This window comes from Photorhabdus thracensis (assembly GCF_001010285.1).
Taxonomy (GTDB): Bacteria; Pseudomonadota; Gammaproteobacteria; order Enterobacterales; family Enterobacteriaceae; genus Photorhabdus; species Photorhabdus temperata.
The window spans coordinates 543,623-565,742 of the sequence record NZ_CP011104.1; the positions used below are offsets into that span (position 1 = coordinate 543,623).

The 22,120-nt window shown below is 42.1% G+C and carries 19 protein-coding genes and 4 pseudogenes; 8 read left to right on the plus strand and 15 right to left on the minus strand.

Translation table 11 applies throughout. The features are described from left to right. Window positions 1-87: 87 nt before the first annotated feature. Genes rseC through rpoE form a run of 4 tightly spaced genes read right to left on the minus strand, consistent with a single transcriptional unit; the run spans window position 88 to window position 2,773 of the window. Window positions 88-552, minus strand: a complete 465-nt coding sequence (gene rseC, locus VY86_RS02060) for a SoxR-reducing system protein RseC (RefSeq protein ID WP_046973739.1) — start codon at window positions 550-552, stop codon at window positions 88-90. After that, complete coding sequence (rseB, locus tag VY86_RS02065; protein WP_046973740.1) at window positions 552-1,508, minus strand: sigma-E factor regulatory protein RseB; 957 nt, start codon at window positions 1,506-1,508, stop codon at window positions 552-554. The genes rseC and rseB overlap by 1 nt, the downstream gene beginning before the upstream one ends. Continuing rightward, window positions 1,508-2,164 carry an anti-sigma-E factor RseA gene (gene rseA, locus VY86_RS02070; protein WP_046973741.1) on the minus strand — a complete coding sequence of 219 codons (657 nt, stop codon included), beginning with the start codon at window positions 2,162-2,164 and terminating at the stop codon, window positions 1,508-1,510. The genes rseB and rseA overlap by 1 nt, the downstream gene beginning before the upstream one ends. A gap of 39 nt (window positions 2,165-2,203) precedes the next feature. Next, window positions 2,204-2,773, minus strand: coding sequence for an RNA polymerase sigma factor RpoE (gene rpoE, locus VY86_RS02075; RefSeq protein ID WP_046973742.1), 570 nt, complete (start codon window positions 2,771-2,773; stop codon window positions 2,204-2,206). Window positions 2,774-2,977: 204 nt separating this feature from the next. Between rpoE and nadB the strand changes: the two genes are divergently transcribed. Next, window positions 2,978-4,582: an L-aspartate oxidase gene (gene nadB / locus VY86_RS02080; protein ID WP_046973743.1), complete on the plus strand. Its 1,605-nt coding sequence runs from the start codon at window positions 2,978-2,980 to the stop codon at window positions 4,580-4,582. 36 nt (window positions 4,583-4,618) lie between these two features. On the opposite strand, the gene trmN is transcribed toward nadB, so the two are convergent. Continuing rightward, window positions 4,619-5,368: a tRNA(1)(Val) (adenine(37)-N(6))-methyltransferase TrmN gene (trmN, locus tag VY86_RS02085; RefSeq protein WP_046976667.1), complete on the minus strand. Its 750-nt coding sequence runs from the start codon at window positions 5,366-5,368 to the stop codon at window positions 4,619-4,621. Window positions 5,369-5,507: 139 nt separating this feature from the next. Between trmN and srmB the strand changes: the two genes are divergently transcribed. Then, entirely contained in the window at window positions 5,508-6,845 is a 1,338-nt protein-coding gene (srmB, locus tag VY86_RS02090) for an ATP-dependent RNA helicase SrmB (RefSeq protein ID WP_046973744.1), read from the plus strand. A 117-nt stretch (window positions 6,846-6,962) separates the two neighbouring features. Here the strand turns inward: srmB and VY86_RS23905 are convergent. The 5 genes and pseudogenes from VY86_RS23905 to VY86_RS02120 form a co-directional block, all read right to left on the minus strand. Continuing rightward, window positions 6,963-7,645 (minus strand): annotated as a pseudogene (locus VY86_RS23905) (transposase); the annotation flags it as partial. Between the two features lie 234 nt (window positions 7,646-7,879). Further along, on the minus strand, window positions 7,880-8,341 hold the full coding sequence (locus tag VY86_RS02100) for an HlyD family secretion protein (RefSeq protein ID WP_238591560.1): 462 nt from the start codon (window positions 8,339-8,341) through the stop codon (window positions 7,880-7,882). Between the two features lie 82 nt (window positions 8,342-8,423). Further along, window positions 8,424-9,229, minus strand: a pseudogene (locus VY86_RS23910) (IS5 family transposase). 118 nt (window positions 9,230-9,347) lie between these two features. Next, entirely contained in the window at window positions 9,348-10,064 is a 717-nt protein-coding gene (locus VY86_RS02115; RefSeq protein WP_238591561.1) for a hypothetical protein, read from the minus strand. Next, entirely contained in the window at window positions 10,057-10,389 is a 333-nt protein-coding gene (locus tag VY86_RS02120; RefSeq protein WP_193386962.1) for an ABC transporter ATP-binding protein, read from the minus strand. Before VY86_RS02120 ends, VY86_RS02115 begins: the two co-directional genes overlap by 8 nt. Before the next feature lie 246 nt (window positions 10,390-10,635). Between VY86_RS02120 and VY86_RS02125 the strand changes: the two are divergent. Next, window positions 10,636-11,028: pseudogene (locus VY86_RS02125) on the plus strand (helix-turn-helix domain-containing protein); the annotation flags it as partial. A gap of 270 nt (window positions 11,029-11,298) precedes the next feature. On the opposite strand, the gene VY86_RS02130 reads toward VY86_RS02125, so the two are convergent. Continuing rightward, window positions 11,299-12,303, minus strand: coding sequence for an IS110 family RNA-guided transposase (locus VY86_RS02130; RefSeq protein ID WP_046973747.1), 1,005 nt, complete (start codon window positions 12,301-12,303; stop codon window positions 11,299-11,301). Between the two features lie 70 nt (window positions 12,304-12,373). Between VY86_RS02130 and VY86_RS02135 the strand changes: the two are divergent. Then, window positions 12,374-13,003: pseudogene (locus VY86_RS02135) on the plus strand (IS630-like element ISPlu19 family transposase); the annotation flags it as partial. Here VY86_RS02135 and VY86_RS02140 read toward each other — a convergent pair. The 3 genes from VY86_RS02140 to VY86_RS02150 form a co-directional block, all read right to left on the minus strand. Then, a complete protein-coding gene (locus VY86_RS02140) occupies window positions 12,979-13,338 on the minus strand; it encodes a hypothetical protein (RefSeq protein WP_238591562.1) in 360 nt (119 codons plus the stop codon). The pseudogene VY86_RS02135 and the gene VY86_RS02140 overlap by 25 nt on opposite strands. 547 nt (window positions 13,339-13,885) lie before the next feature. Beyond that, window positions 13,886-14,194, minus strand: a complete 309-nt coding sequence (locus VY86_RS02145) for a hypothetical protein (protein ID WP_046973748.1) — start codon at window positions 14,192-14,194, stop codon at window positions 13,886-13,888. 580 nt (window positions 14,195-14,774) lie between these two features. Next, window positions 14,775-15,806, minus strand: a complete 1,032-nt coding sequence (locus VY86_RS02150) for an IS630 family transposase (RefSeq protein ID WP_046976622.1) — start codon at window positions 15,804-15,806, stop codon at window positions 14,775-14,777. Window positions 15,807-16,153: 347 nt separating this feature from the next. Here VY86_RS02150 and VY86_RS02155 point away from each other — a divergent pair, with 347 nt between their 5' ends. Both VY86_RS02155 and VY86_RS26390 read left to right on the plus strand, forming a co-directional pair. Then, window positions 16,154-16,405, plus strand: coding sequence for a FaeA/PapI family transcriptional regulator (locus VY86_RS02155; protein WP_046973749.1), 252 nt, complete (start codon window positions 16,154-16,156; stop codon window positions 16,403-16,405). 497 nt (window positions 16,406-16,902) lie between these two features. Beyond that, a complete protein-coding gene (locus VY86_RS26390) occupies window positions 16,903-17,220 on the plus strand; it encodes a VUT family protein (RefSeq protein ID WP_420800620.1) in 318 nt (105 codons plus the stop codon). 84 nt (window positions 17,221-17,304) lie between these two features. On the opposite strand, the gene VY86_RS02160 is transcribed toward VY86_RS26390, so the two are convergent. Then, complete coding sequence (locus tag VY86_RS02160; RefSeq protein WP_046973750.1) at window positions 17,305-18,672, minus strand: alanine/glycine:cation symporter family protein; 1,368 nt, start codon at window positions 18,670-18,672, stop codon at window positions 17,305-17,307. Between the two features lie 619 nt (window positions 18,673-19,291). Between VY86_RS02160 and VY86_RS02165 the strand changes: the two genes are divergently transcribed. Both VY86_RS02165 and VY86_RS02170 read left to right on the plus strand, forming a co-directional pair. Next, the gene (locus VY86_RS02165) at window positions 19,292-20,881 is read left to right on the plus strand and encodes an FGGY-family carbohydrate kinase (RefSeq protein ID WP_046976672.1); all 1,590 of its coding nucleotides are present in this window, start codon (window positions 19,292-19,294) and stop codon (window positions 20,879-20,881) included. A 95-nt stretch (window positions 20,882-20,976) separates the two neighbouring features. Next, window positions 20,977-22,086, plus strand: coding sequence for an ISAs1 family transposase (locus VY86_RS02170; RefSeq protein WP_046973751.1), 1,110 nt, complete (start codon window positions 20,977-20,979; stop codon window positions 22,084-22,086). The last annotated feature ends 34 nt before the right edge of the window (window positions 22,087-22,120 follow it).

Genomic DNA, 22,120 nt, shown 5'->3' on the forward strand with positions numbered 1-22,120 from the left:
CTACATGCCAAATCTACGAAAACCTAGTCATGCCTGTGGCTTTAATATGAGTCAGTAAATTAAAAGTTTTGGATGATTAAACCAGATTTATTCCTGATGCTGAATATGAATTGCATCAGGAGGCAAGCCTATTTGTAAAACGATGGGTTGATATTCCTGCTGATTATCCCAATAAGTAGCAATTTTGCGGGCAAGGAAGAACCCTAACACACCTCCCAAAGCACCACCACAAAACACCCATAATTGATTGGTTACCCATAACTGAAAAAGTGCGCTCCCCAGAAATAACCCAATAAGTGGTGTCAAATAAACCAGCAACGCTGAACGCAATAAGCTCCCTTCCGGGATCCCGACTTCCACTTTCTGCCCTGGCTGCAACGGCTGTAAAATCTCGAGTTCGAGCTGATGTATACCATTAGACCCCAATTTATTCAGTAAATAAGAACCACATGTCGCGCGTGCCTGGCAACTGCCACAACCAGAAGAGGAACCATAACGTAATAATGCCCTCCCCTGTTGCCAGCGGATTACTGTCGCCCACTCTTTAACCATCAGTTAGCTCCTATAAACGCGACACCCGCGGCGACACGCTTGGCAGTTGCCAGTGGTAATTCACCAATAATTGTCACCTCATTAGCTCCACGTATTACACTATAGATCGTTCGGTGCCCGCGACGGAGAGGATGTTCCAACTTACCGGTTTTATCAGCGTTAGTCACATTCACTGAAAAACTGAATAAACCATCACTGAACATGATGGATTCAAGCGAGTCAGTATTTGACAGTTTGCGCCGGTTACGTGAAACCTCGGTGAAACCATCCGGCAATTTCCCTACTTTCCAGTTGAATACCACTTTCTCTGACGATGGAATGACCAGCATGGGTGGCATATTCAGACGGGTAATAACACTCATTGCATTATCGATATCGCCGCCTATTATGGAGGAAACAACCCGAAATTGCTCAAGTGTTTCACTATCACGATCAAGTAAATCGATACGTAATGGCAAATGCGTTTTTTCATCGATCAGTAAAATATAATTATAACGCATTTCATCTTTGGAAGTGATGCGTACAACCCGACAAGGTCTGTCGCCTATATGAGTACTGCCAACGTCGATGAAATTGTAGTATTTTTTCAACTGAGTGAAGTCAGCAAAAATAACGGCAGGTAAATAATCAATAATATGATCACCATTAAGACTGAAAGCATCCAATCCAGGTTCAAAATAACTGATCTCATTACCACGTTGGACAATCTCCCTGCGGGAACCATCCATCTGCATGATTTGAGCAATTGGAATACCATTGATAATGGCGTGACGATAACGAACTGAGACAATAGCCTGCTGACTGAGATTAATAAAAGCAAGCTCGTAAGTCAGGGATTGAGTGGCATTACCCATTTCCTGCAACAAAGCCTCAGCGCTGCTGAACTGTGTCGAGGCTTGTAAAGGAGTAAATAGGCTGCCCGCCAGCAAAGAGACGGAGAACCAGATATGTTTCATTACTGCTGTTGCGTTCCTAAAGATTGTGTTCCGGGAACCGGAATAGCAACCGGTGGTGGAACTCTCCGCCCATCATTTTGTTCAAAATGCACACGGCGGTCGAGTTCATATTGTTGCAGCATGATATTAATGCGTTTATTACGTTCCTGCACCTGCATACGCTGATCATTGCCAAACATATCACCACCGGAAGGCACTCCCAGACTCACCGGAGAAGCAGATCCCATCATTGGTAATGTGTTAAATGCCGGCGTATCAGATTGATATTCAAGATCCACAGCATTATGACTATTGTACTGTTGCACACCTATCAATACTGCCAGCGAAACACATGCTGCAACACTCACTTGAGTAATTTGACTCGCCCAAGGGCGAAGTTTTTGCCAGAATGACATTTTCTGCCAGCTCTCTGGCTGAGGCTGAGATTCAGGAACAGCCCCAGGGTTAAAATGAACAGGCTCTTTTTCAAGCGCTAATGCGACCCGGTTCGCAATATCCATATGCAATACTTCAGTCACATCACCACGCAATGCGTCACGTATCAGGTGGTAATTTTCCCAGTGTTTCTGCATGGCAGAATCTTTAGATAAAATACTAACGACTTCACTATCAAGAGCTTCGCCATCCATCAGTGCGGAAAGTTTTTCTCTTTGCATGCCAAAGTACCCTTCAGTATTGTTCCACTATTTTTAATTTTAAATCAGTGGTTGAATTTTATCATCAATAGCTTCCCTTGCACGGAAGATACGGGAACGAACAGTACCTACCGGGCAATCCATAACAGCAGCTATTTCCTCATAGCTTAACCCATCTAATTCCCTTAGTGTTATTGCCATTCGCAAATCTTCGGGAAGAGACTCAATGGTTCGGAAAACCACCTGTCTTAATTCTTCTGACAACATTAAATTCTCAGGGTTCGAAATTTCTTTTAGTGCATTTGAAGCTTCATAATTTTCTGCGTCATTGACATCCAAATCACTGGATGGTGGACGCCGCCCTTGAGAAATCAAATAGTTCTTAGCAGTGTTAACTGCTATTCGATACAACCAAGTGTAAAAAGCACTATCGCCCCGAAATGATGCCAATGCCCGATATGCTTTAATAAATGCTTCCTGCGCAACGTCAGGAACATCACCCTGCGGAATATAGCGGGATACAAGACTCGCTACTTTATGCTGATATCTGATTACCAGTAGGTTAAACGCCTTTTGGTCACCTTTCTGCACTCGCTCAACCAGCATTTGATCCGTTAACTGCTCGCTCATCCGAGGTTAAATCTCCTGAAGCAAAGCTCCACATTTATATTTATTGAACCAACCATGATGTCCCATTTTTCTAAGCAAGCATGGCTTTGAGTAGTAAAATTCTGCGAAGTTCAATTTGTGCCATTATTTTGTTGCAATCATAGCTTTTATCCTATCTGATAGGCTAACATGATTTTACCCATCTTCCTTCATACATAATCAACTATGCAATCATTATTCCCGCAACATTACAGCGATGTACTTATCATAGGCAGCGGTATAGCCGGCCTGTCTCTGGCTTTACGGCTAGCCTCACAATATAAAGTCACCGTATTAAGTAAGAGTATTCTCAGCGAAGGCGCATCCTATTATGCACAGGGGGGTATCGCCGCGGTATTCGATAAAACAGACAGTATCGCATCTCATGTTGAAGATACCCTTATCGCTGGAGCAGGGCTTTGCGATAGAAGCGCTGTTGAGTTTACCACCAGCAACGCTCGTCATTGCGTGCAATGGCTGATTGATCAGGGTGTTTTATTTGATACAGAAACCCGTGAAGATGGCGAAAAACAATATCATCTGACCCGTGAAGGTGGACACAGCCATCGGCGTATTTTGCATCACGCTGATGCAACTGGCAAAGAGGTCGAAACCACACTGGTTGAAAAAGCCATGTCTCATCCGAACATCACAGTGAGAGAGCGTTGCAACGCCGTTGATTTAATTACTTCAAATAAAGCCCAATTCGATGGTAATAACCGGGTAGTCGGCGCTTATATCTGGAACCGTCAGCAGGAACAGGTAGAAACCTATCGCGCAAAGATTGTTGTATTGGCAACCGGTGGTGCAGCTAAGGTCTATCAATACACGACAAATCCCGATATCTCATCCGGTGATGGTATAGCAATGGCGTGGCGCGCGGGCTGCCGTATCGCCAATCTGGAATTTAACCAGTTTCATCCGACCTGTCTTTTTCACCCACAAGCGCGTAATTTCCTGCTGACAGAAGCCCTGCGAGGTGAAGGCGCTTATCTGAAACGACCGGATGGCAGCCGTTTTATGCCTGGTTTTGATGAGCGCGCTGAACTGGCGCCCCGCGATATCGTCGCACGGGCTATTGACCATGAAATGAAACGCCTTGGTGCTGATTGCATGTTTCTAGATATCAGCCATAAGCCAACTGATTTCATTATCCAGCATTTTCCGATGATCTATGAAAAACTGCTAACGCTGGGATTTGATCTGACAAAAGAACCGATTCCAATCGTCCCTGCCGCGCACTACACCTGTGGTGGCATAGTCGTCGATCATCAGGGCCGCACTGACCTCAACAACTTATATGCTATCGGTGAAGTCAGCTATACTGGCCTGCACGGTGCAAACCGTATGGCATCCAATTCCCTGTTGGAGTGTCTGGTTTATGGCTGGTCTGCGGCGGAAGACATCCAACAACAAATTGAAAAAATCAAAGAAGTGCCAGAACTCCCTTTCTGGGATGAGAGCCGTGTTGACAATTCAGATGAACAAGTCGTCATTCAACACAACTGGCACGAATTACGTCTATTTATGTGGGATTACGTTGGTATTGTACGTACAACCAAACGCCTGGAACGCGCATTGCGTCGTATTAATATGCTGCAACAAGAGATTCACGATTATTATTCCAATTTCAGAATCTCTAACAATTTGCTGGAATTACGAAATCTGGTGCAAGTCGCTGAATTAATCGTGCGTTGTGCGCTGGAAAGAAAAGAGAGCCGGGGCCTGCATTTCACGCTGGATTATCCTGATTTACTGTCAGAATTGAAACCAACAATTTTGACACCCTAATTCTTGCCACATAAACCACGCTCCAGCGTGGTTCTTTCAATAATATAGATAGAAATCCGTGACGAGTTGCTGAAATTCCCGTGTATATACACCATCTGGCTGACGAATGATCAATTCACTGATTAAGCCCGTTTCTTCCTTGCGGGAAAATGTCAACAACACCCGGTGTAATGGCTTACCTTGCCTGTCGCGAATATTGACCCGATGATGAGAAAACCAACCCATCTGATATGCCATTGTCTCAAATATTTCACCAATAACATACGGCAATACCACACAAAACAGACCATCAGATGTAATCAACTTCCCGACATATTGCAATAACCGCTGATGCGTTAGTGAGCTGGTATAACGAGCTTGTTCCCTTGCCTCATTCCGGCAAGCAACAGCCGGTTCAAAATAGGGTGGATTACTGACAATCAAGTCATAACATTGTGAATACCGATCAGCGAAATCACCGATATCCTGACGATAAACATTTATTTTTCTCTGCCACGGAGATTGCTCTATATTCTCTTGAGCCTGCAATGCAGCATCAGTATCCAGTTCCACTGCATCAATTTTGCTATTTTCATCTGTACGCTGTGCCAACATCAAAGCAATTAACCCGCTGCCGCAACCGATATCCAAAATTGCTTTTTTGCCACTAACCGGAGCCCAAGCGCCCAATAGAACACCATCTGTTCCTACTTTCATCGCACATCGGTCATGGCCGACAAAAAATTGCTTAAAAGTGAATCCTCCCCGGCGCAGAGATTGTTTCTTTTTCAAATTAATAACCTGCATCTGTGTCAGCACAAAAAAATTTCGCCATAGGATAAGGGTTATTATGTTCCGATAAAAGCTATCTGCCTTAATGACAGCTTTAATAGATGAACAATACGTCTAACCTGTTTATAATCGGCGGCCTAAACAGAGGTATATAATGATTGCAACAAACTTTTCTGAGCTCGATCTTGATGAACGTCTGCTTGATGCTCTAAATGATAAAGGTTACTCCCGCCCAACAGCAATTCAGGCTGCTGCTATCCCGGCAGCAATGGATGGACGTGATGTTCTGGGTTCCGCGCCTACTGGAACAGGTAAAACCGCAGCTTACCTGCTGCCAATTCTGCAACACTTACTCGATTTTCCACGCAAAAAATCTGGCCCGCCACGCATTTTGATCCTGACACCAACCCGTGAACTGGCAATGCAAGTGGCAGACCAGGCAAAAGAACTGGCTGCACATACCAATCTGGATGTTGCTACGATTACCGGCGGTGTGGCCTATATGAACCACGCAGAAGTTTTCAGCGAGAATCAGGATATTGTCGTCGCCACCACTGGCCGTCTGCTGCAATATATCAAAGAAGAAAACTTTGATTGCCGGGCAGTTGAAACACTCATCCTTGATGAAGCAGATCGTATGCTGGATATGGGTTTTGCCAATGATATTGAAACCATCGCGGGCGAAACCCGTTGGCGCAAACAGACCATGCTGTTCTCTGCAACTCTGGAAGGGGAAGCCATCCGTGATTTTGCAGAGCGCTTGCTGAAAGATCCGGTTGAAATTGATGCAGAGCCGTCACGTCGTGAACGCAAAAAAATTCAGCAATTCTACTACCGTGCAGACAATCTGGAACACAAAACAGCCCTGCTTTGCCATTTACTGAAACAATCGGATGTCACTAAATCCATTATTTTTGTTCGTAAACGTGAACGTGTACATGAGCTTGTAGATGGACTACGTCAAGCCGGTATCAAAGCCTGGTTCCTCGAAGGGGAAATGGTACAGGCTAAAAGGACAGAAGCTGTTAAGCGATTGAATGATGGCAGCGTCAATGTTCTGGTTGCCACTGATGTTGCTTCCCGCGGATTGGATATTGATGATATCAGTCATGTTTTCAACTTCGATTTGCCACGCACCGCCGATGTTTACCTGCATCGTATCGGCCGGACGGCTCGTGCTGGTCGCAAAGGTACCGCAATTACCTTAGTAGAAGCGCATGACCATGTTTTATTGGGTAAAATCAGCCGCTATCTGAACGAACCACTGAAGTCACGGATTGTTGATGAACTTCGCCCAACAACCAAATCACCAAGTGAGAAAACCAGCAATAAGCCATCGAAAAAAGTATTGGCTAAACGCAAAGAGAAAAAGAAAGCGGAAGAATCGAAGAAAAAAGAGAAAATACGTCATCGGGATAGCAAAAATATCGGTAAACGCCGTAAACCTACCGGTAATCCAAAAGCGGAAGCCCCAACCAATAGCAATGCGTAAATCTTTAAACGGGCCGATTGGCCCGTTATAGACCGCTGACAAACCTCGTTGAAAATACCGGGGTTTGTTCCTTTCATTATGATTCATAATGCCACCCATTTTCCTCATTAACCCGGTTTAATCGTCCGCCAAGGCGTTACTTTCGCCTCTCCTACATTGACTCCAGAGATAAAAACAACAAAGCATCGCGACCAGCAAGGCTATCTTCTTGATATTCTGGGCTGTTGCCGCCAAAAAGCACTGTATTTGCACTTTCAGCAACCCACGAAAACGGGCATAACGATGTCCATGATGCTGCTTCACATCCGCAAAACCGTGCTCTATCGTCTCCTTTCGTCGCTTGTAAGCCTTTTTACCCCACTCCGTTAGCTGGTTTGCTCCTTACTTTCCTCCCAGACATGGCGTGTGAGTGTTTTCCCCCTTTTGGCCTGCATACAGGAAACCCGTTTCGGGCAGCACTGGCAGAGACTCACCGGGGCTTGATAGTATCGGTATCCTTCACAACTGGTTGTGGTATAAATCAGTTTTTCGCCTTGCGGGCACACATAGTAGTCCTGCGACTTGTCATAGGTAAAATGTTTCTTCTGGAAGGCATTCGGTCCTTTGTGCGGGCGGCAATAACCGATGAGGGGAATAACCCCTAACCGTTGCGTCAGGTAACAAACCGGCACCGTAAAATACCCGACATCCAGCCCGACCGCGAAGGGACTGAGGCAAAAGCGACTGAGCTGGCGCTTCAATCGTCCAATGAAGGACTGGCTGTCATGGACATTGCCCGGTGTAGCGTCAGTATCAATGATATTAGTCGAATCCAAGATTTATTCATACTGACACTAAAACACCTATAAAAATAACTTTTTCAACAATACCACATTAAGTAATAAGACCATTAAGCAACATATGGAAACACTATTTCATATATATATTCATACAGATTAAATAAGATTCCAAAATAGCGCTACATCTTATACTACTCATAATTCTATATATAACAATGGGTTGAAGAAGGCCATGTGTAGCAAAATTATGAAATGTTATTTAACTTCATCCAAGATGATAAACGCCTTGATTGAATTACCAAACTCTAAATCAAAATCCCTTTTATCAACAATATTAATCACAATTTCAGCCGTACCGTTTTTTACGCCAAATATAGCCTCAACCTTCCCTTTTATTGCCCCATACTTGAGATAATCATAAGCATCCATTTTTAATTCTACGCTCTGTCCAATTTTAATTTTTCTAATGTATTTTTCACTAACAACTCCTTTTGCTATAAAGTGATTACCATCAGGATATATAGTAAAAACTAACTCTCCTTTTTTTACCTGCTTAGGTCTGATGCCATTAATATTATTAAATTCAACCTTACCATCAGCTTTTGCAATTCCTTCTATTCTCAACTTACCATTCTTTATATTCTCCATCCCTGCGTTTTTTACATTCAATTCTGAGACAAGAACAGAGAGTTCACCTCTTAACTGGTTAAGCTCCATATCTAACCCTTTATATTTGGTTGCTCCAATTATGTATCTACTTTGCTCATCATCTAAACTGTACTTTCTTTTCTCTAAGAGCCTATCCCAATAGGATTTTGTTCCAGACTATAATCCCGCAGGCAAAATGTAACATAGCTTCATAGTTTTCGACCTTCTTTTCCCATCGGATCAGTATCCGACGAAAGCGATTCATCCAGCTATGCGTCCTCTCGATAACCCATCTTTGAGCTTTAAAGTCCGTATTTTGGCAGGCATCTGATTCCTCCTTGCGAGACTGAATATGCGGCTCGTAATGCCGACTTCGTAGATAGTCTTTCAGCCATTTAGCATCATATCCCTTATCCAGACACAGCCTGACCTTTTTACCCGGCTTGCCTGTCTGAAGTGCATCGAGCGTATCTGCAACCAGTTTGATATCGTGCGTGTTTGCTGCGCCAACAACGAGTGAAAGAGGAAGCCCGTTAGCCTCGGTCATGAGGCTGCGTTTTACGCCTTGTTTCCCTCTGTCTGTGGGGTTACGACCTGTTTTTTTGTCCCCGCTAAAGGGGATTTGGTCATGCAACCATCCAGTGATAACCACGACCAGTCGATGATCGCGAGGTGCTTGCAGGCCAGCAAACCGTTCTGCCAGAAGCGTTCAAAAACGCCGGCGTCACGCCATTCCTGAAAACGACGGTGAGCCGAACTTGACGAGCATATTCCTGTTGCATTCAGGGCATTCCATTGGCAGCCTGTTCTGAGCACAAAGAAGATGGCATCCATAGCGGCGCGGTTATCAACCCGTTTGCGATGTGTACCTAGCGGATGCTGAGTTTTATGTTCGGGGATAAGTGGCATCATTTTTTCCCAAAGCTCATCACTGAGCCGCCATTTGTTGTTTGTCATACTCTCTATACCTTCAGAAATTATCCGTTCTAGAATATTATACAACATGACAATTCCTTTTGGGATAGGTTCTAATACTACAGCCGTAGATACCAGAAAGTTGCATTTTCCTTGATGCTCACCACTCTGAGAAACCGCATGAATTAAGCTTTTCTATGAGTGTCTTTTCTGTTGAAAAAAGTAAGTACGGCTGTAGTACTAAGTCTAATATATCAGATTCAAGATTAATCAAGCCACGACGTGATGAGAACAATTTCATTTTATATTTGATAATATCTTTCTTAGATAAATAATTATTATTTTGATTTAACAATTTATCTACAAAATTCATCTGTTCTCTGTAGCTTTGACTAAAAAAATCATAGTCATCTCTATGGTCTTTTAAAATAGAGTCTATATTTTTTAACTCACTTTCATTTTTATTAAACTTAAAATCTTCATAACTTTTTTCAATCTTCATCCGCTCATAGACATTATCTATATACTTTTCCATCGCATTAATTTTTGTATTATCTCGTTTTATATTTTGTAATAAAATAGATTCGGCCTCCTCTAAATCTGGATTAATCGCATTATAAATAGAATCTCCTTTTTTAACTACATCACCATCACGAACATTATAATTTTTAATGTCTATATCCTTTTCTGCATAAAATAATACAGGTTCTGGTGCGGTTTTAATAAAAGCATTTTCCAAAACAACTCGCCTCTTTATAGTCACAACAAAAGATAAAGCAAAACATATAATCAGCAAAAAAAATGTTATACTTATAATTAATTTATATTCTTTATGCAGTTCTGACTTAACTTCATTATTAGAGTTTAATTTATTCATTAAAAGCCTCTAGCTTGAAGAAATCATAGTCCCTTTCACTTTTCAGCTCTAACACTTCATGATTTTCACAATTGATAGTAAAATCATGAGCGACATAGAATATAATACAACCTTCTTTTTCTGAAATTAATTTACTTACGACTTTAGCATTTTCATTATCAATTCCTCTAAATATTTCATCAAATATCAATACCGATTTATCTGACAGATAGCCTCGTAAAAAGAGTAATACTTGTCTTTGTCCTTCAGAAAAAGGGTTAACCTTATCACTAATAACGGTATCTAAATAAGATTCCAAAATAGCGCTACATCTTATACTACTCATAATTATATATATAACAATGGGTTGAAGAAGGCCATGTGTAGCAAAATTATGAAATGTTATTTAGTTTTTCAGGCAGGCTATCTATTGTCTGCCATAAATTTAACTTTTTAAGCATACTCTCAACTTTATTCCTATCAACGTCTCTTCCTAATGTAATATTTTCAATAATACTTGTAGTAAAGAGTATATACCCGTAATCATTGAAGATGCTTGATTTTATCCGAAATGGAGATCATTATCCTCGCTATGAAAATATTTATTACATCAGAACAAAAAACCAAACTTGAACGTCTTCACGACACCACTCGTGATGGTCAAGTACGAGACAGAATAAAAGCCATCCTTCTGACTTCTGAAGGGTGGAGTTCTGTGATGATAGCCCAGGCATTGCGACTCCATCAGACCACCGTTGACCGCCATATCGGTGATTACCTCAATCAGGGGAAACTTCAATCTGATAATGGGGGGTCTGATAGTTTACTTTCTCAAGAACAAACTGATTTTTTAATCAACCACTTATCTCAACATCTTTTCCATCACACCCATGAAATCGTGGCCTATGTTGCTCAGCTCTGGAATATTACCTTTAGCATTCCAGGCATGAATAAATGGCTACACCGTCAGGGTTTTTCTTATAAAATCTATGGTCACCCCCGTTTTTGCAACACAAATTTTGATGTATGGTGGGCTTGCGTAAATCTATTCGGCGTCTGGTGAGCAGTCATGCCCGCGCCACGATGAGTTCCGTGCCTGCCGAACCTTAAAAACCGGTCGGCTTCAGAGAGCCATTTTTTATATCAGGTTCATCAGCAGGCCGATATGCCGTTCATGTCATCAATTATCTGTCGTCGCAAAACCAGATGGTAACTGCTTAACTTTCTGAGCTAACGCCGTTTTTCGTTGGCTCTTTTATTTAATGAACACCGTCTGATGTGCCGTAACGGCCCAGGCTATTCGTGCCAGTTTATTCGCCAGCGCGCACGCCACAACGTTCGAGTGATGGCGGGCAAGCTGCCTGTTCACCCACTCTGCCAGACGCCCTGGATTATGCTCCAGCCGCTGCATAAAGACCCTGGCACACTGTACCAGCAGCCGCCTCAGATTTTTATCACCCCGCTTGCTGATGCCCATCAGTGTCGTTTTTCCACCCGTGCTGTACTGGCGGGGAACCAGCCCTGTTGAAGCCGCAAAGTCACGGCTGCTGGCATAGTTTTTACCGTCCCCCAGCCGCATGGCTAACAGACTCGCCGTTACCGGCCCAACGCCAGGAATGGTCAGCAGGCGTTGCGCGGTTTCATCTTCCGCCAGATGCGTTTTCAGTTCCTTATCGACTTCCTCAATTTCTCCGCTGAGGTAAACATAATGACTGTGGAGTCTGCTCAGAACCCTTGCCAGATAAGGCGGAAAGTCATTTTCTTCCAGCACAGCGGCCAGACGTCGTATCACGGCAATACCGCGCGGCAGACTGACGCCGAACTCCAGCAAAAAAGCGTGCATCTGATTGGTGGTTTTAACGCGTTGCCGTATCAGTGAGTCTCTGACGCGATGGAGGGCGGCCATCGCCTGTTGGTCTTCTGTGCGGGGGGGCACAAAGCGCATGGAGGGCCGGGAAGCTGCCTCGCAGATAGCTTCAGCATCGACAAAATCGTTCTTGTTACTCTTAACAAAAGGACGGACGAACTGCGGAGAAATCAGCTTTGCCTCATGGCCTAAATCAGCGATCCGGCGAGCCATAAAGTGCGCCCCACCGCAGGACTCCATCACTACGGTTGCAGCCTTGCAGGAACCGAGAAAATTAATAAGCTGAGTGCGGGAAAACTTCTTACGCAGCAGGGCGTTACCCTGCCTGTCCTGACAGTGGACATGGAAGGAATGTTTACCGAGATCGATACCAATAAGCGTAACGTTTTGCATGATGGTTCCCTCTAAAATAAAATACCCTGCTAGCGTACCTCTCACAGGGTGGGGGTGACCATCTCATTAACCTTGTGGCGTCCCTCATAAATTCGACGCAGAAAAACAGCGACAATTTATTGAATATGATGAGAATCTTAAAGTCACAGCGAAAGACGAACCCATCCTTTTTCTTGACGCTGTTCACCCGACTCAAGGTACCAAACTCGGTTATGGCTGGATGCGGAAAGGCGAGAAAAAAACAGTCAAAACAACAGGAAGCCGAACTCGCCTGAATATATTGGGCGCACTCAACCTGAATGCCATTGGTCGTACCGTGTTCCAGGAATATCAGACCCTCAATGACTACAACATTTGCTGTTTTTTCAATGAAATAAGAAAGTCTTATCCTGACTATCATCAAAAAATTCATCTTATTGTGGATGGGGCAGGTTACAACAAAGCTCATCTTGTGAAGGAGTGGGCTTATGTTAGCAATATTGAGTTACATTACCTTCCTCCCTATAGTCCAAATTTAAACCCGATAGAGCGATTATGGAAGGTCATGAATGAACATGTTCGAAATAACCGTTATTTCGCGGATAAACATGAATTTCGAGACAACGTCTTCAAATTTTTCACCACAACGCTACCGGATATAGCGGATTCGCTGATGTCTAGGATTAACGACCATTTTCAGGTGCTAAAAACTGCATCTTGAAGTTTCTTGGGTATATCACCTTCTACATCAATATCGCCCTTAAAGACTGAACTTTTAGCAACAATAGTGCAACGGCGGGCTTCTGCGCTGGCATTCTTTTTATCATCACCAGCCTGAGACACTGGTTCTACAGCCACTGTTTCTGTTTTTTTTCCAAACATAGTTTTTGATCTCGATCTCATGTTAATAAAGCAAAATATTAAAGCCAGAAAAGATAGAATCGCTGTCACTGTACAGCTAAACAGATTACCTGCCAGATAGAGCCCCAGAGCAATGCTCCACATGACCCATATACAGCTTAGAAAAATATTGTTCGAAAAACGATGTTTTGCCATGTTCTTTCACATTCTTATTGTTTTTCATACTTTTTTCATTAGAAAATACAAATCAAATCACTATCTTAACAGAACAAATAGCAATCAATGCTGAAGGTAAGCCGATATTTGTAACGCTATTAAACGGTTACAACCATCATTCATTCTTACTGCCTATCCGATGATATCCTAGGATAACGATCAGTAAAAAAAATTAATATTAAAATATAAATCTTAACTCCATATTTAATAACATTATTTAACAATAAAGTCACGTTATTAATGTTTAATATTATTTACAAATAATCTGATAATGAAAAACCAGGAATCTCCCTTAAAAGGAAAATACGATATTTTCATTGGCTTTATATTAATCTGAAAGTTTTATAAGACTGATATGACAATAACTAAAAATGGAACATGAAGAATCTATAGGAAGGATAATTTAAACACCAGGTTATTCTTAAAAATCATCAATTTTTCTATCTTGTGATCAGAACCCATAACCAAAAGATAACGATTAAAAAATAAAAATTACCATTAATCTGAACATGTGAAGTTTCTCCCACTAGCATGGCCTTGGTGGTTTATCTGGTTTATTGATAACACGGGGTAAAACCAGCAACACTTTTAAAGTTACCCGAGACAATAACCGCTGAACCACCGGTTCCAAACTGCAATTTTTCAAACGAATTTCGGTATTTTTCGGGATTTGGCTCCCCTCACCTTTCAACACTAAGTTGGAAGTTTTCCTAAGACTTATAGTGTGCTCTAAATTATTCGAATTAATGAAATACGGTACATCAATCACAATACCACCGATAATAGCAGTGACAAATATTAATGTGATCGGCATCATAATTTTATTCAGTTTCATTTCTAATCCTCAATATATTGATAAAAATAAAACACAAAAGTATGTAATAACACTCAATAAAATCACATAATACAAATCAACTTCAATTTCAGAGTAAATTTCTAAATGGATGCTTTTGCGATTATTAAGTATCTTTTGCTTTTTATGAATGGAATCCATTAACTAAAATAGTTAAGATGCCAAAATATATTGACATAGATATGACTGTTAGAAAAACGCGGGTAATTCACGACATATAAAAATTCATTAAGCACAGAAAAATAAAAACGATATCATTGGTGGCTCTCCACTGGATTTATCATGATTAGAGATAAGTTAATGAAAACACAGTTCATCGATAAACATTTATACGTAAGCAATATCCTTATTGAAGTTCAAATTATTACAGAATAATTCAAAAAATAAAAATAAAAAATAAAAATAAAAATAATTTCACAACAAAATACTTATATAACATTTTAATACTATAATTTTCAATCTATAGTGTCGCAAATTACATCTATATCAGAGTAAAATTCTTTACTGTACTTGTTTATCAAATCAAAAGATCTAAAATTTTAATTTTTCGATATATACCCGCTTAACTTGAAGATGCAGTATTCATAACCTGGAAGTTGTCATTAATACGGCACGACAGGTTCCCGGCCAGTTCCGGTAATATTTCCGTAAAAAAGCGATGTATTGCCTGCTTGAACAAGGTCGTCGAGGCGAAATAATGGTTATTCCTGACTTGTTCATTCATCACCTTCCACAGCCTTTCTATCGGGTTCAGATTCGGGCTGTACGGTGGCAGGTAATGAAGCTCAATATTCATCACATAAGCCCAGTCTTTCACCAGCCTGCTTCGGTGGTAACCAGCTCCGTCAAGGATAATATGAACCTTCTGACTGACCGGATAGGTTTCACGCAGAGCAATGAAAAACTCTGCGATGTGATAACTGTCGATACGGTCATACTCGCGTACTACCGTTTTACTAATATCAGCCAGATTAAGGGCCCCCATCAGGTTCAGACGGGTACGGCTTCCCGTGGTTTTCACCGCGGTTTTCTGGCCTTTTCGCATCCAGCCATAAGCCAGTTTCGTCCCCTGCGTGGGATGGACGCCATCAATGAACAGGATGGGCTCATGGTCTCCGGCTTCCTGCTTGAGTTTCCCGTAGGTTTCTATAAAGGCCCGCTGCTGTTCCGCGTTGAACTTGTGTGGCACGCCGGTCGGCTTTTTATAACTGAATCCCTGGTGGTGCAGCCATTTATTCATGCCGGGAACGGTGTAACGGATATCCCACGCTTCTTTGACAAGGCGGATAACCGCCTGTGTGGTGGGCAGAAGATTTGCGGTCAGATAGGCGATAAGTTCCTGAGTCTGTGTTTCGCTGAGATGGCTCTGAGAGCCGCCATTTTCGGGCTTGATTTTACGGTGATTAAGGTAATCGCTGATATGACGATGAACGGTCGTTTCATGAAGACGCAGGGCCTGAGCGATCATGACAGAACTCCAGCCCTCAGAGGCCAGGAGGACCGCTTTGATGCGATCACACTCTCTTTTATCACGGCAGGTGTGATGGAGATGTTCAAGTTCGGCTTTTTGTTCATCGGTAATGAATATTTTCATGACAGATACCATGAACCTCATTTGGGCGAAAATCAAGCAGTTTCAATGATTACGGGTATATACCCAATAGATTTCAAGTTGCAGCGCGGCGGCAAGTGAACGCATCCCCAGGAGCATAGATAACGATGTGACTGGGGTAAGTGAACGCAGCCAACAAAGCAGCAACTTGAAAGATGAAGGGTATAATCAATCTACATCGTACAAAAACAAACCTTGACAAAACAGGATATACCCGGCAATTCTTTATGAATGGACATTTAGATTGTTCACATATGTTGAAATTAACCGTCGGATTACCCCAAGTAACTCAAGGTATCTAACTGGGTTCGATAAAGCCTGGAGTTAGTATGGAAAACCGGAAAAATTCGACTCAACCTTCCCAAACAGATCAAGTATTTAATGTCATATCCAAATTATGCACCGTTCAGGAAATGCAAATGGCTCCACCACCAGAATCATGGCCCAGCACACGTGATGTAGCAGAACAATGTGATTTCACTATCTATAAAGCTCGTTATCTGCTATTGAAACTGACTGACAGTGGATTAGTTATGGTAACTCCGTCTCCCGTTAAAAATTCTCTTCGATGGTATAAATAAGTTTTCATAATTATGCTCCACTTCCAACCAGCCCTTGTGTACCAAGATATACAGCCTTTTCATCCAAGTGGTCTGTAGAATCAATGAGATAGGCTACAGAACCAATGTTGTTCAAAAAGAAAACAAAAGGCATAGGTGTATCAGTATTATGGAAAGCTATTTATATCAGAAGATAAAATGAAATCCATCTAACGACTTATCTTTCAAAAAAATCTAAAAAAATAGGTGCCTGTTCTGCACAACAGGGCCTATCATTAAGCTAAATTTACAAAAACAACATACAATCTTATACGTTTCGTTAAAATAGAGACTTTGTATACACTACATTCCAACTGATTCTGACACCAACGATGGTAAATATATTTTCATCCTGGTAATCTGTCTGACTATTTTTGCTATAATTATATTCACCACTTTCTTATTTTCTTATTACAAGATTCTCAACAAATAATTTAAGTACAGCGAAGTAACAACCATTAATATATACAATTTCAGATATACTTAACGAATTTTATGGATTACGTTTTGCAAGAAAAGCGATTAATTCTGCTTTTCTAAATAACCTTACATTTTGTTTTCTACTTTACCTAAGTACGAAAATACCGGTACTGGATAATTGGGAATTTTCTTCCAATTTCAACGGCATTGTGTTCGATATGATGGGTGTTTTGTTTGCCTCATCTGTATCATACATAGTTTCTGAACACACAAACGCTTATCTTCTTTACCGGCTAAAATTATTGACAAAGAGAAAGCGTTTCAGGCGGAAAGGTCTGAAGGGGGCTCTTAGCATGACGGCCAGCTCCGTTTGGTGAACGGAACTTAATTGAAACAAAATGCCGGATAAAAAACCAGCACTTTGTCAGTAACCTGAGCCTTCCAGACTGGAAGGCTTTTATTCAAAGTTTTGCTTTAATATCAACACTATCTGCATTCACATCTTTAATATGTTCTTTTGTCAGCCGGTAAACAACCGGGCTTAACAGTGCTATTGCAATCAGATTCGGGATTGCCATCATTGCATTTAATGTATCGGCCAGTAACCAAACAAAATCCAACGATTGAGTAGCACCAACCATTAAAGCAATAATCCATACCACACGGAAAGGTGTAATTGCTTTTTGTCCAAATAGATACTGAATACATTTTTCACCGTAGAAACTCCAACCAAGAATCGTAGTAAAGGCAAATATTATCAAAGCGCCTGCTACAATATAGTTTCCACCAGGAATTGCCGCAGAAAAAGAGGCCGCTGTTAGTGTCGCACCATTCTGACCGGTTAACCAACCACCCGTAATGACGATAGTAAAGCCAGTGATAGAACAAACAATAATGGTGTCAATGAAAGTCCCGAGCATGGCAATCAACCCCTGACGAACCGGGTTTTGGGTTTTCGCTGTTGCATGAGCAATCGGTGCACTTCCCAACCCCGCTTCGTTAGAGAAAATTCCCCGGGCCACACCAAAACGAATTGCCGCCCATACTGCCGCACCAGCAAAACCACCTTGCGCGGCAACGGGTGTAAATGCAGATTTAACAATCAGAGCAAACGCAGCAGGAATTTCACTGAAATTCACGCCAAGAACAATAATTCCAGCAACTAAGTAGGCAACCGTCATAAATGGCACTAATTTACCTGCAACATCAGCAATACGTTTAATACCACCGATAAGTACTGCACCAACCAGAATCGCCAGTATTATGGCGGTTACCATGGTAGAAACACCGAAGTTACTTTGCATTACATCAGCAACAGAATTCGCCTGTACAGTATTACCGATCCCGAAACAGGCAATACTGCCAAATACCGCGAACAGCGTTCCCAACCAGGCCCACTTTTTACCCAGGCCATTTTTTATGTAATACATAGGGCCACCAACATAGTGACCATTTTTATCAACCTCACGGAAACGGACCGCCAGTACAGCCTCTGAATATTTAGTCGCCATGCCGACTAATGCAGTTATCCACATCCAAAACAAGGCACCCGGCCCACCTAATACAACCGCAGTAGCCACACCGGCAATATTACCTGTACCAATGGTGGCAGAAAGTGCAGTCATCAGTGCGTTAAACGGCGATATCTGCCCTTCTCCCCGCTGATGATTACGCTCAAACAGTAATTTAAAGCCCGTTCCCAGTTTACGTATAGGCAGAAAAGAGAGACGGATCTGCATGAAGATCCCAACCCCCAAAAGACCGACCATCATCGGTATTCCCAACACGACCCCGTTAATAGCACTTAGCCATTCTGTGATTAGCCCCATAGATTAGATGCCCTCAGATATTCCATAACAAAATAACAACATATGCGCAGCAATCTAAATAAAAGAATATTTACAGAAAATAAGCGAGGAAAAATTTCGTGAAAAAGGAAAAAGATTTGATACTTGTGAGTGATATCACTCGATAGAATTTTAAGATAGGATATCCCAAATTTGTTATACCAAATCCATCACAAAATTTTCACATCTGCCCCTCTCTCTTGAATATTAATAACTTACTTATATACCTAACTATTTTAACTAATTAAAATAAATATCAACTTCTATACTTAATTTTTCTGTTAATTAATGAATTTCTTTGTATTATTTTTAAAAAAGTGATGAGTTAAACAAATAACATCTCAGCATAAATCATCAGAAATTTTTACGAAAAATCCCTTCTCCATCTATCGTGTTTTCCCTCTTAACAAACCATTATCTGGAATAGGTTTTTACACCTGTCAACAAAGTAATAGAAAAATATGTGTAGTATTTTTTATCATCATAAAATTACCGAATCTTTCTCGAGCCGCTTCACAATAATTGAATAACCTCATTGCGTTATTGTTCCATTCAACTCATTTTGTCGGCTTAAGTTAACGAATAAGAGGAGGATCACATGATGGAACAACAATATTTCATTGGTATTGATGTTGGTTCAGCCAGTGTCCGTACTGCGGTTTTTGACCAACACGGCAAACGACATGCATTCTCTGTTCTCTCTATTCAACAATTTCATCCAAAAACCGATTTTATCGAACAATCTTCTAAGAATATTTGGGCACAAGTGTGTGCAACAGTAAAAGAAGCTGTCACATTGGCGAATATTAATCCCCTTGATGTTAAGTCAATCGGTTTCGATGCTACCTGTTCACTAGTCGCTGTAGCGAATGAAGGACTGCCGCTTTCTGTAGCTGAAAATGAAGATCCTGAACACGACATCATCATGTGGATGGATCATCGGGCAACCAAAGAAATCATCACGATAAATCAGACCAATGATCCGACACTATGCTATGCGGGTGGTGAAGTCAGTCCTGAAATGGAACTACCGAAGATATTGTGGCTAAAAAACCATTTTCCTCAGCGTTATCAGGATGTATGGCGTTTCTTTGATTTAGCCGATTTTTTAGTGTGGAAAGCCACTGCCGCTGATGTAGCTAGTATCTGTACTCTTACCTGCAAATGGAACTATCTGGCTCATCAAAAACAGTTCAACAAAGCTCTACTTCATGAGGTGGGTTTAGAAGATTTAACCGATAAAGTTCCATCTACCATTCTTGAAATTGGCGAGAAAGCCGGTTATCTGACCGCTAAAGTGGCTAAAGATTTTGGGCTACACACAGGAGTTGTTGTCGCCGGTGGTATTATCGATGCACATGCGGGTGGGTTGGCACTGGCCGGTGCATATCCAGAAGGCAGTCTGGTCATTATCAGTGGAACTTCAAACTGCCACATGATTGTCAGTCCCCATCCTGTCATGGCTCCGGGTATCTGGGGACCTTATTTCGGCGCAATGCTACCCGGTTACTGGCTCAACGAAGGTGGGCAAAGCGCCGCCGGTGCATTAGTTGAGTGGTCAATTCGTCAGCATAACAGCTGGCAGGAGCTAGAAGCAGAAGCTAAGGTATCTGGTCATCAATACTACCAGCTACTGAATGAAGCCGTTGCGCAGTTAGAAAAACAAGAAAAATACCCAACTGTTCATTTACATATTTTAGCTGACCATCATGGCAACCGTTCACCAAGGGCAAACCCTAACGCCAAGGGAATGGTAAGTGGACTCACGCTGGAAAATGGTCGTGATGCTCTGGCCCGCTATTACCTGGCAACCCTGCAATCTATCGCTTATGGCACTCGTCACATTATTAATACATTAGTAGAAGCCGGACACCAGATAAACAGACTAGTTATATGTGGTGGCGCAACCAAAAACCCATTATGGCTACGTGAATACGCCAACGCCACCAAACGCGAAATTCATCTGCCTCAGGAAGAGAATGCCGTTAATCTTGGTGCAGCCCTGCTCGGTGCTGTTGCCTGCGATTCCTTTGAAAACGTCACTCAGGCAGCAAAATCAATGGTACGTGACGGCAACGTTATCAGACCGGAAAAAGAGACCTTTTTATTTCATCAGGCTAAATATCAAGTCTATCTGCAAATGTACCGTGACCAACAACAATATAACAAAATAATGCAAACCTACGGTTAATCCCAGGGCGCGAGCATACTTTTTTACCCCCCCCCCTTGAATGAACCGTAATTATATGATCTCATTCTCCTTATTTTTCTTTTTAATACTCGCCCATGAATCCGAACCAGACCCTGATTGAACATTTAACCGTTGTGAAAGAAACTCGTTCTGACATCAATCGTCAATACGAGCTGATTGATGTTATTTTTCTTGTCATCAGCGCCATTCTCGCTGGCGCTGAAGGTTGGCAAGATATTGAAACTTATGGTCGGGCCAAAATTACGTGGCTGAAAAAATATCGCCCCTTTCTCAGTGGAATACCATGCCGACACACGGTTGCCAGAATTGTGCGCGCTATTGAACTTGATTCGCTGTTGGAGGCTTTGCTCAACTGGATCAATGAACAACGTGAACAGGCAGGGAAACCGGTCATTGCCTTCGATGGAAAAGTTCTGCGACGCGCCTACCGTAATGAAAAGCAAAACGCCGTCCAACTGGTCACGGCATATGATACGGAACAAGGATTAGTCCTGAGCCAGAAAGCCACTGCCACGAAAAACGGGGAAATCAGTATCGTGCGGCAGATGTTGGATATCCTTGACCTGAAAGGCAGCATCGTCACGCTGGATGCTTTGCATTGTCAGCGCCAAACGCTGGAAAAAATCAGCGAAAAGAAAGCCCATGTCGTGGTTCAGGTGAAAAAAAATCAACCCCATCTGTGGGAAGCCGTCCAATCGCAATTTCAGGCGGTGTTTGATGCCGGTAAAGAAAAAATTATCACGGAAGTTAAGCAAGAAGCCCATGGCCGGCGTGAAGAGCGTTATGTGTTTCAGTTAAAGCCCCAATTTACGGCAGAATTAATCGAGAAATGGCCGACCATTCGTAGCATTATCGCCGTAGAACGTCACCGGACACAAAATGGCAAAGGAACGGTGGACACGTCTTATTATGTGAGTTCCCTTTCGCCCAAGCATAAATCACTGGGATATTATATTCGCCAGCATTGGCGGATTGAAAATACCCAGCACTATATTCTTGATGTGGTCTTTAAAGAAGATGATTCACGAATTGTTCTGGAGGGTGCAGTTGAGAATCTGGCCTTATTCCGTCGTATCGTCCTGAATCTGGTCAAACAATGCGATTGCGGGGCACCGAGCCAAAGGAACAAGCTTAAAAAAGCGGGTTGGTGCGATGATTATCGGGCAAGAGTTTTCTTTGGATGAATAGCAGTCAAAGTATGCTCGTGCCCTGCGGTTA

What these genes read in the sequence shown, in the direction of transcription:
- nadB (WP_046973743.1), top strand. Translation starts at nt 2,978, where the DNA reads ATGCAATCATTATTCCCGCAACATTACAGCGATGTACTTATCATAGGC.
- VY86_RS02155 (WP_046973749.1), top strand. Translation starts at nt 16,154, where the DNA reads ATGGAAAACCGGAAAAATTCGACTCAACCTTCCCAAACAGATCAAGTA.
- VY86_RS02170 (WP_046973751.1), top strand. Translation starts at nt 20,977, where the DNA reads ATGAATCCGAACCAGACCCTGATTGAACATTTAACCGTTGTGAAAGAA.
- VY86_RS02115 (WP_238591561.1), bottom strand. Translation starts at nt 10,064, where the DNA reads ATGAATAAATTAAACTCTAATAATGAAGTTAAGTCAGAACTGCATAAA.
- VY86_RS02100 (WP_238591560.1), bottom strand. Translation starts at nt 8,341, where the DNA reads ATGGAGCTTAACCAGTTAAGAGGTGAACTCTCTGTTCTTGTCTCAGAA.
- VY86_RS02130 (WP_046973747.1), bottom strand. Translation starts at nt 12,303, where the DNA reads ATGCAAAACGTTACGCTTATTGGTATCGATCTCGGTAAACATTCCTTC.
- rseC (WP_046973739.1), bottom strand. Translation starts at nt 552, where the DNA reads ATGGTTAAAGAGTGGGCGACAGTAATCCGCTGGCAACAGGGGAGGGCA.
- trmN (WP_046976667.1), bottom strand. Translation starts at nt 5,368, where the DNA reads ATGCAGGTTATTAATTTGAAAAAGAAACAATCTCTGCGCCGGGGAGGA.
- VY86_RS02145 (WP_046973748.1), bottom strand. Translation starts at nt 14,194, where the DNA reads ATGAAACTGAATAAAATTATGATGCCGATCACATTAATATTTGTCACT.
- srmB (WP_046973744.1), top strand. Translation starts at nt 5,508, where the DNA reads ATGATTGCAACAAACTTTTCTGAGCTCGATCTTGATGAACGTCTGCTT.
- VY86_RS02160 (WP_046973750.1), bottom strand. Translation starts at nt 18,672, where the DNA reads ATGGGGCTAATCACAGAATGGCTAAGTGCTATTAACGGGGTCGTGTTG.
- VY86_RS02165 (WP_046976672.1), top strand. Translation starts at nt 19,292, where the DNA reads ATGGAACAACAATATTTCATTGGTATTGATGTTGGTTCAGCCAGTGTC.
- VY86_RS02150 (WP_046976622.1), bottom strand. Translation starts at nt 15,806, where the DNA reads ATGAAAATATTCATTACCGATGAACAAAAAGCCGAACTTGAACATCTC.
- VY86_RS02120 (WP_193386962.1), bottom strand. Translation starts at nt 10,389, where the DNA reads ATGAGTAGTATAAGATGTAGCGCTATTTTGGAATCTTATTTAGATACC.
- rpoE (WP_046973742.1), bottom strand. Translation starts at nt 2,773, where the DNA reads ATGAGCGAGCAGTTAACGGATCAAATGCTGGTTGAGCGAGTGCAGAAA.
- rseB (WP_046973740.1), bottom strand. Translation starts at nt 1,508, where the DNA reads ATGAAACATATCTGGTTCTCCGTCTCTTTGCTGGCGGGCAGCCTATTT.
- VY86_RS02140 (WP_238591562.1), bottom strand. Translation starts at nt 13,338, where the DNA reads ATGGCAAAACATCGTTTTTCGAACAATATTTTTCTAAGCTGTATATGG.
- rseA (WP_046973741.1), bottom strand. Translation starts at nt 2,164, where the DNA reads ATGCAAAGAGAAAAACTTTCCGCACTGATGGATGGCGAAGCTCTTGAT.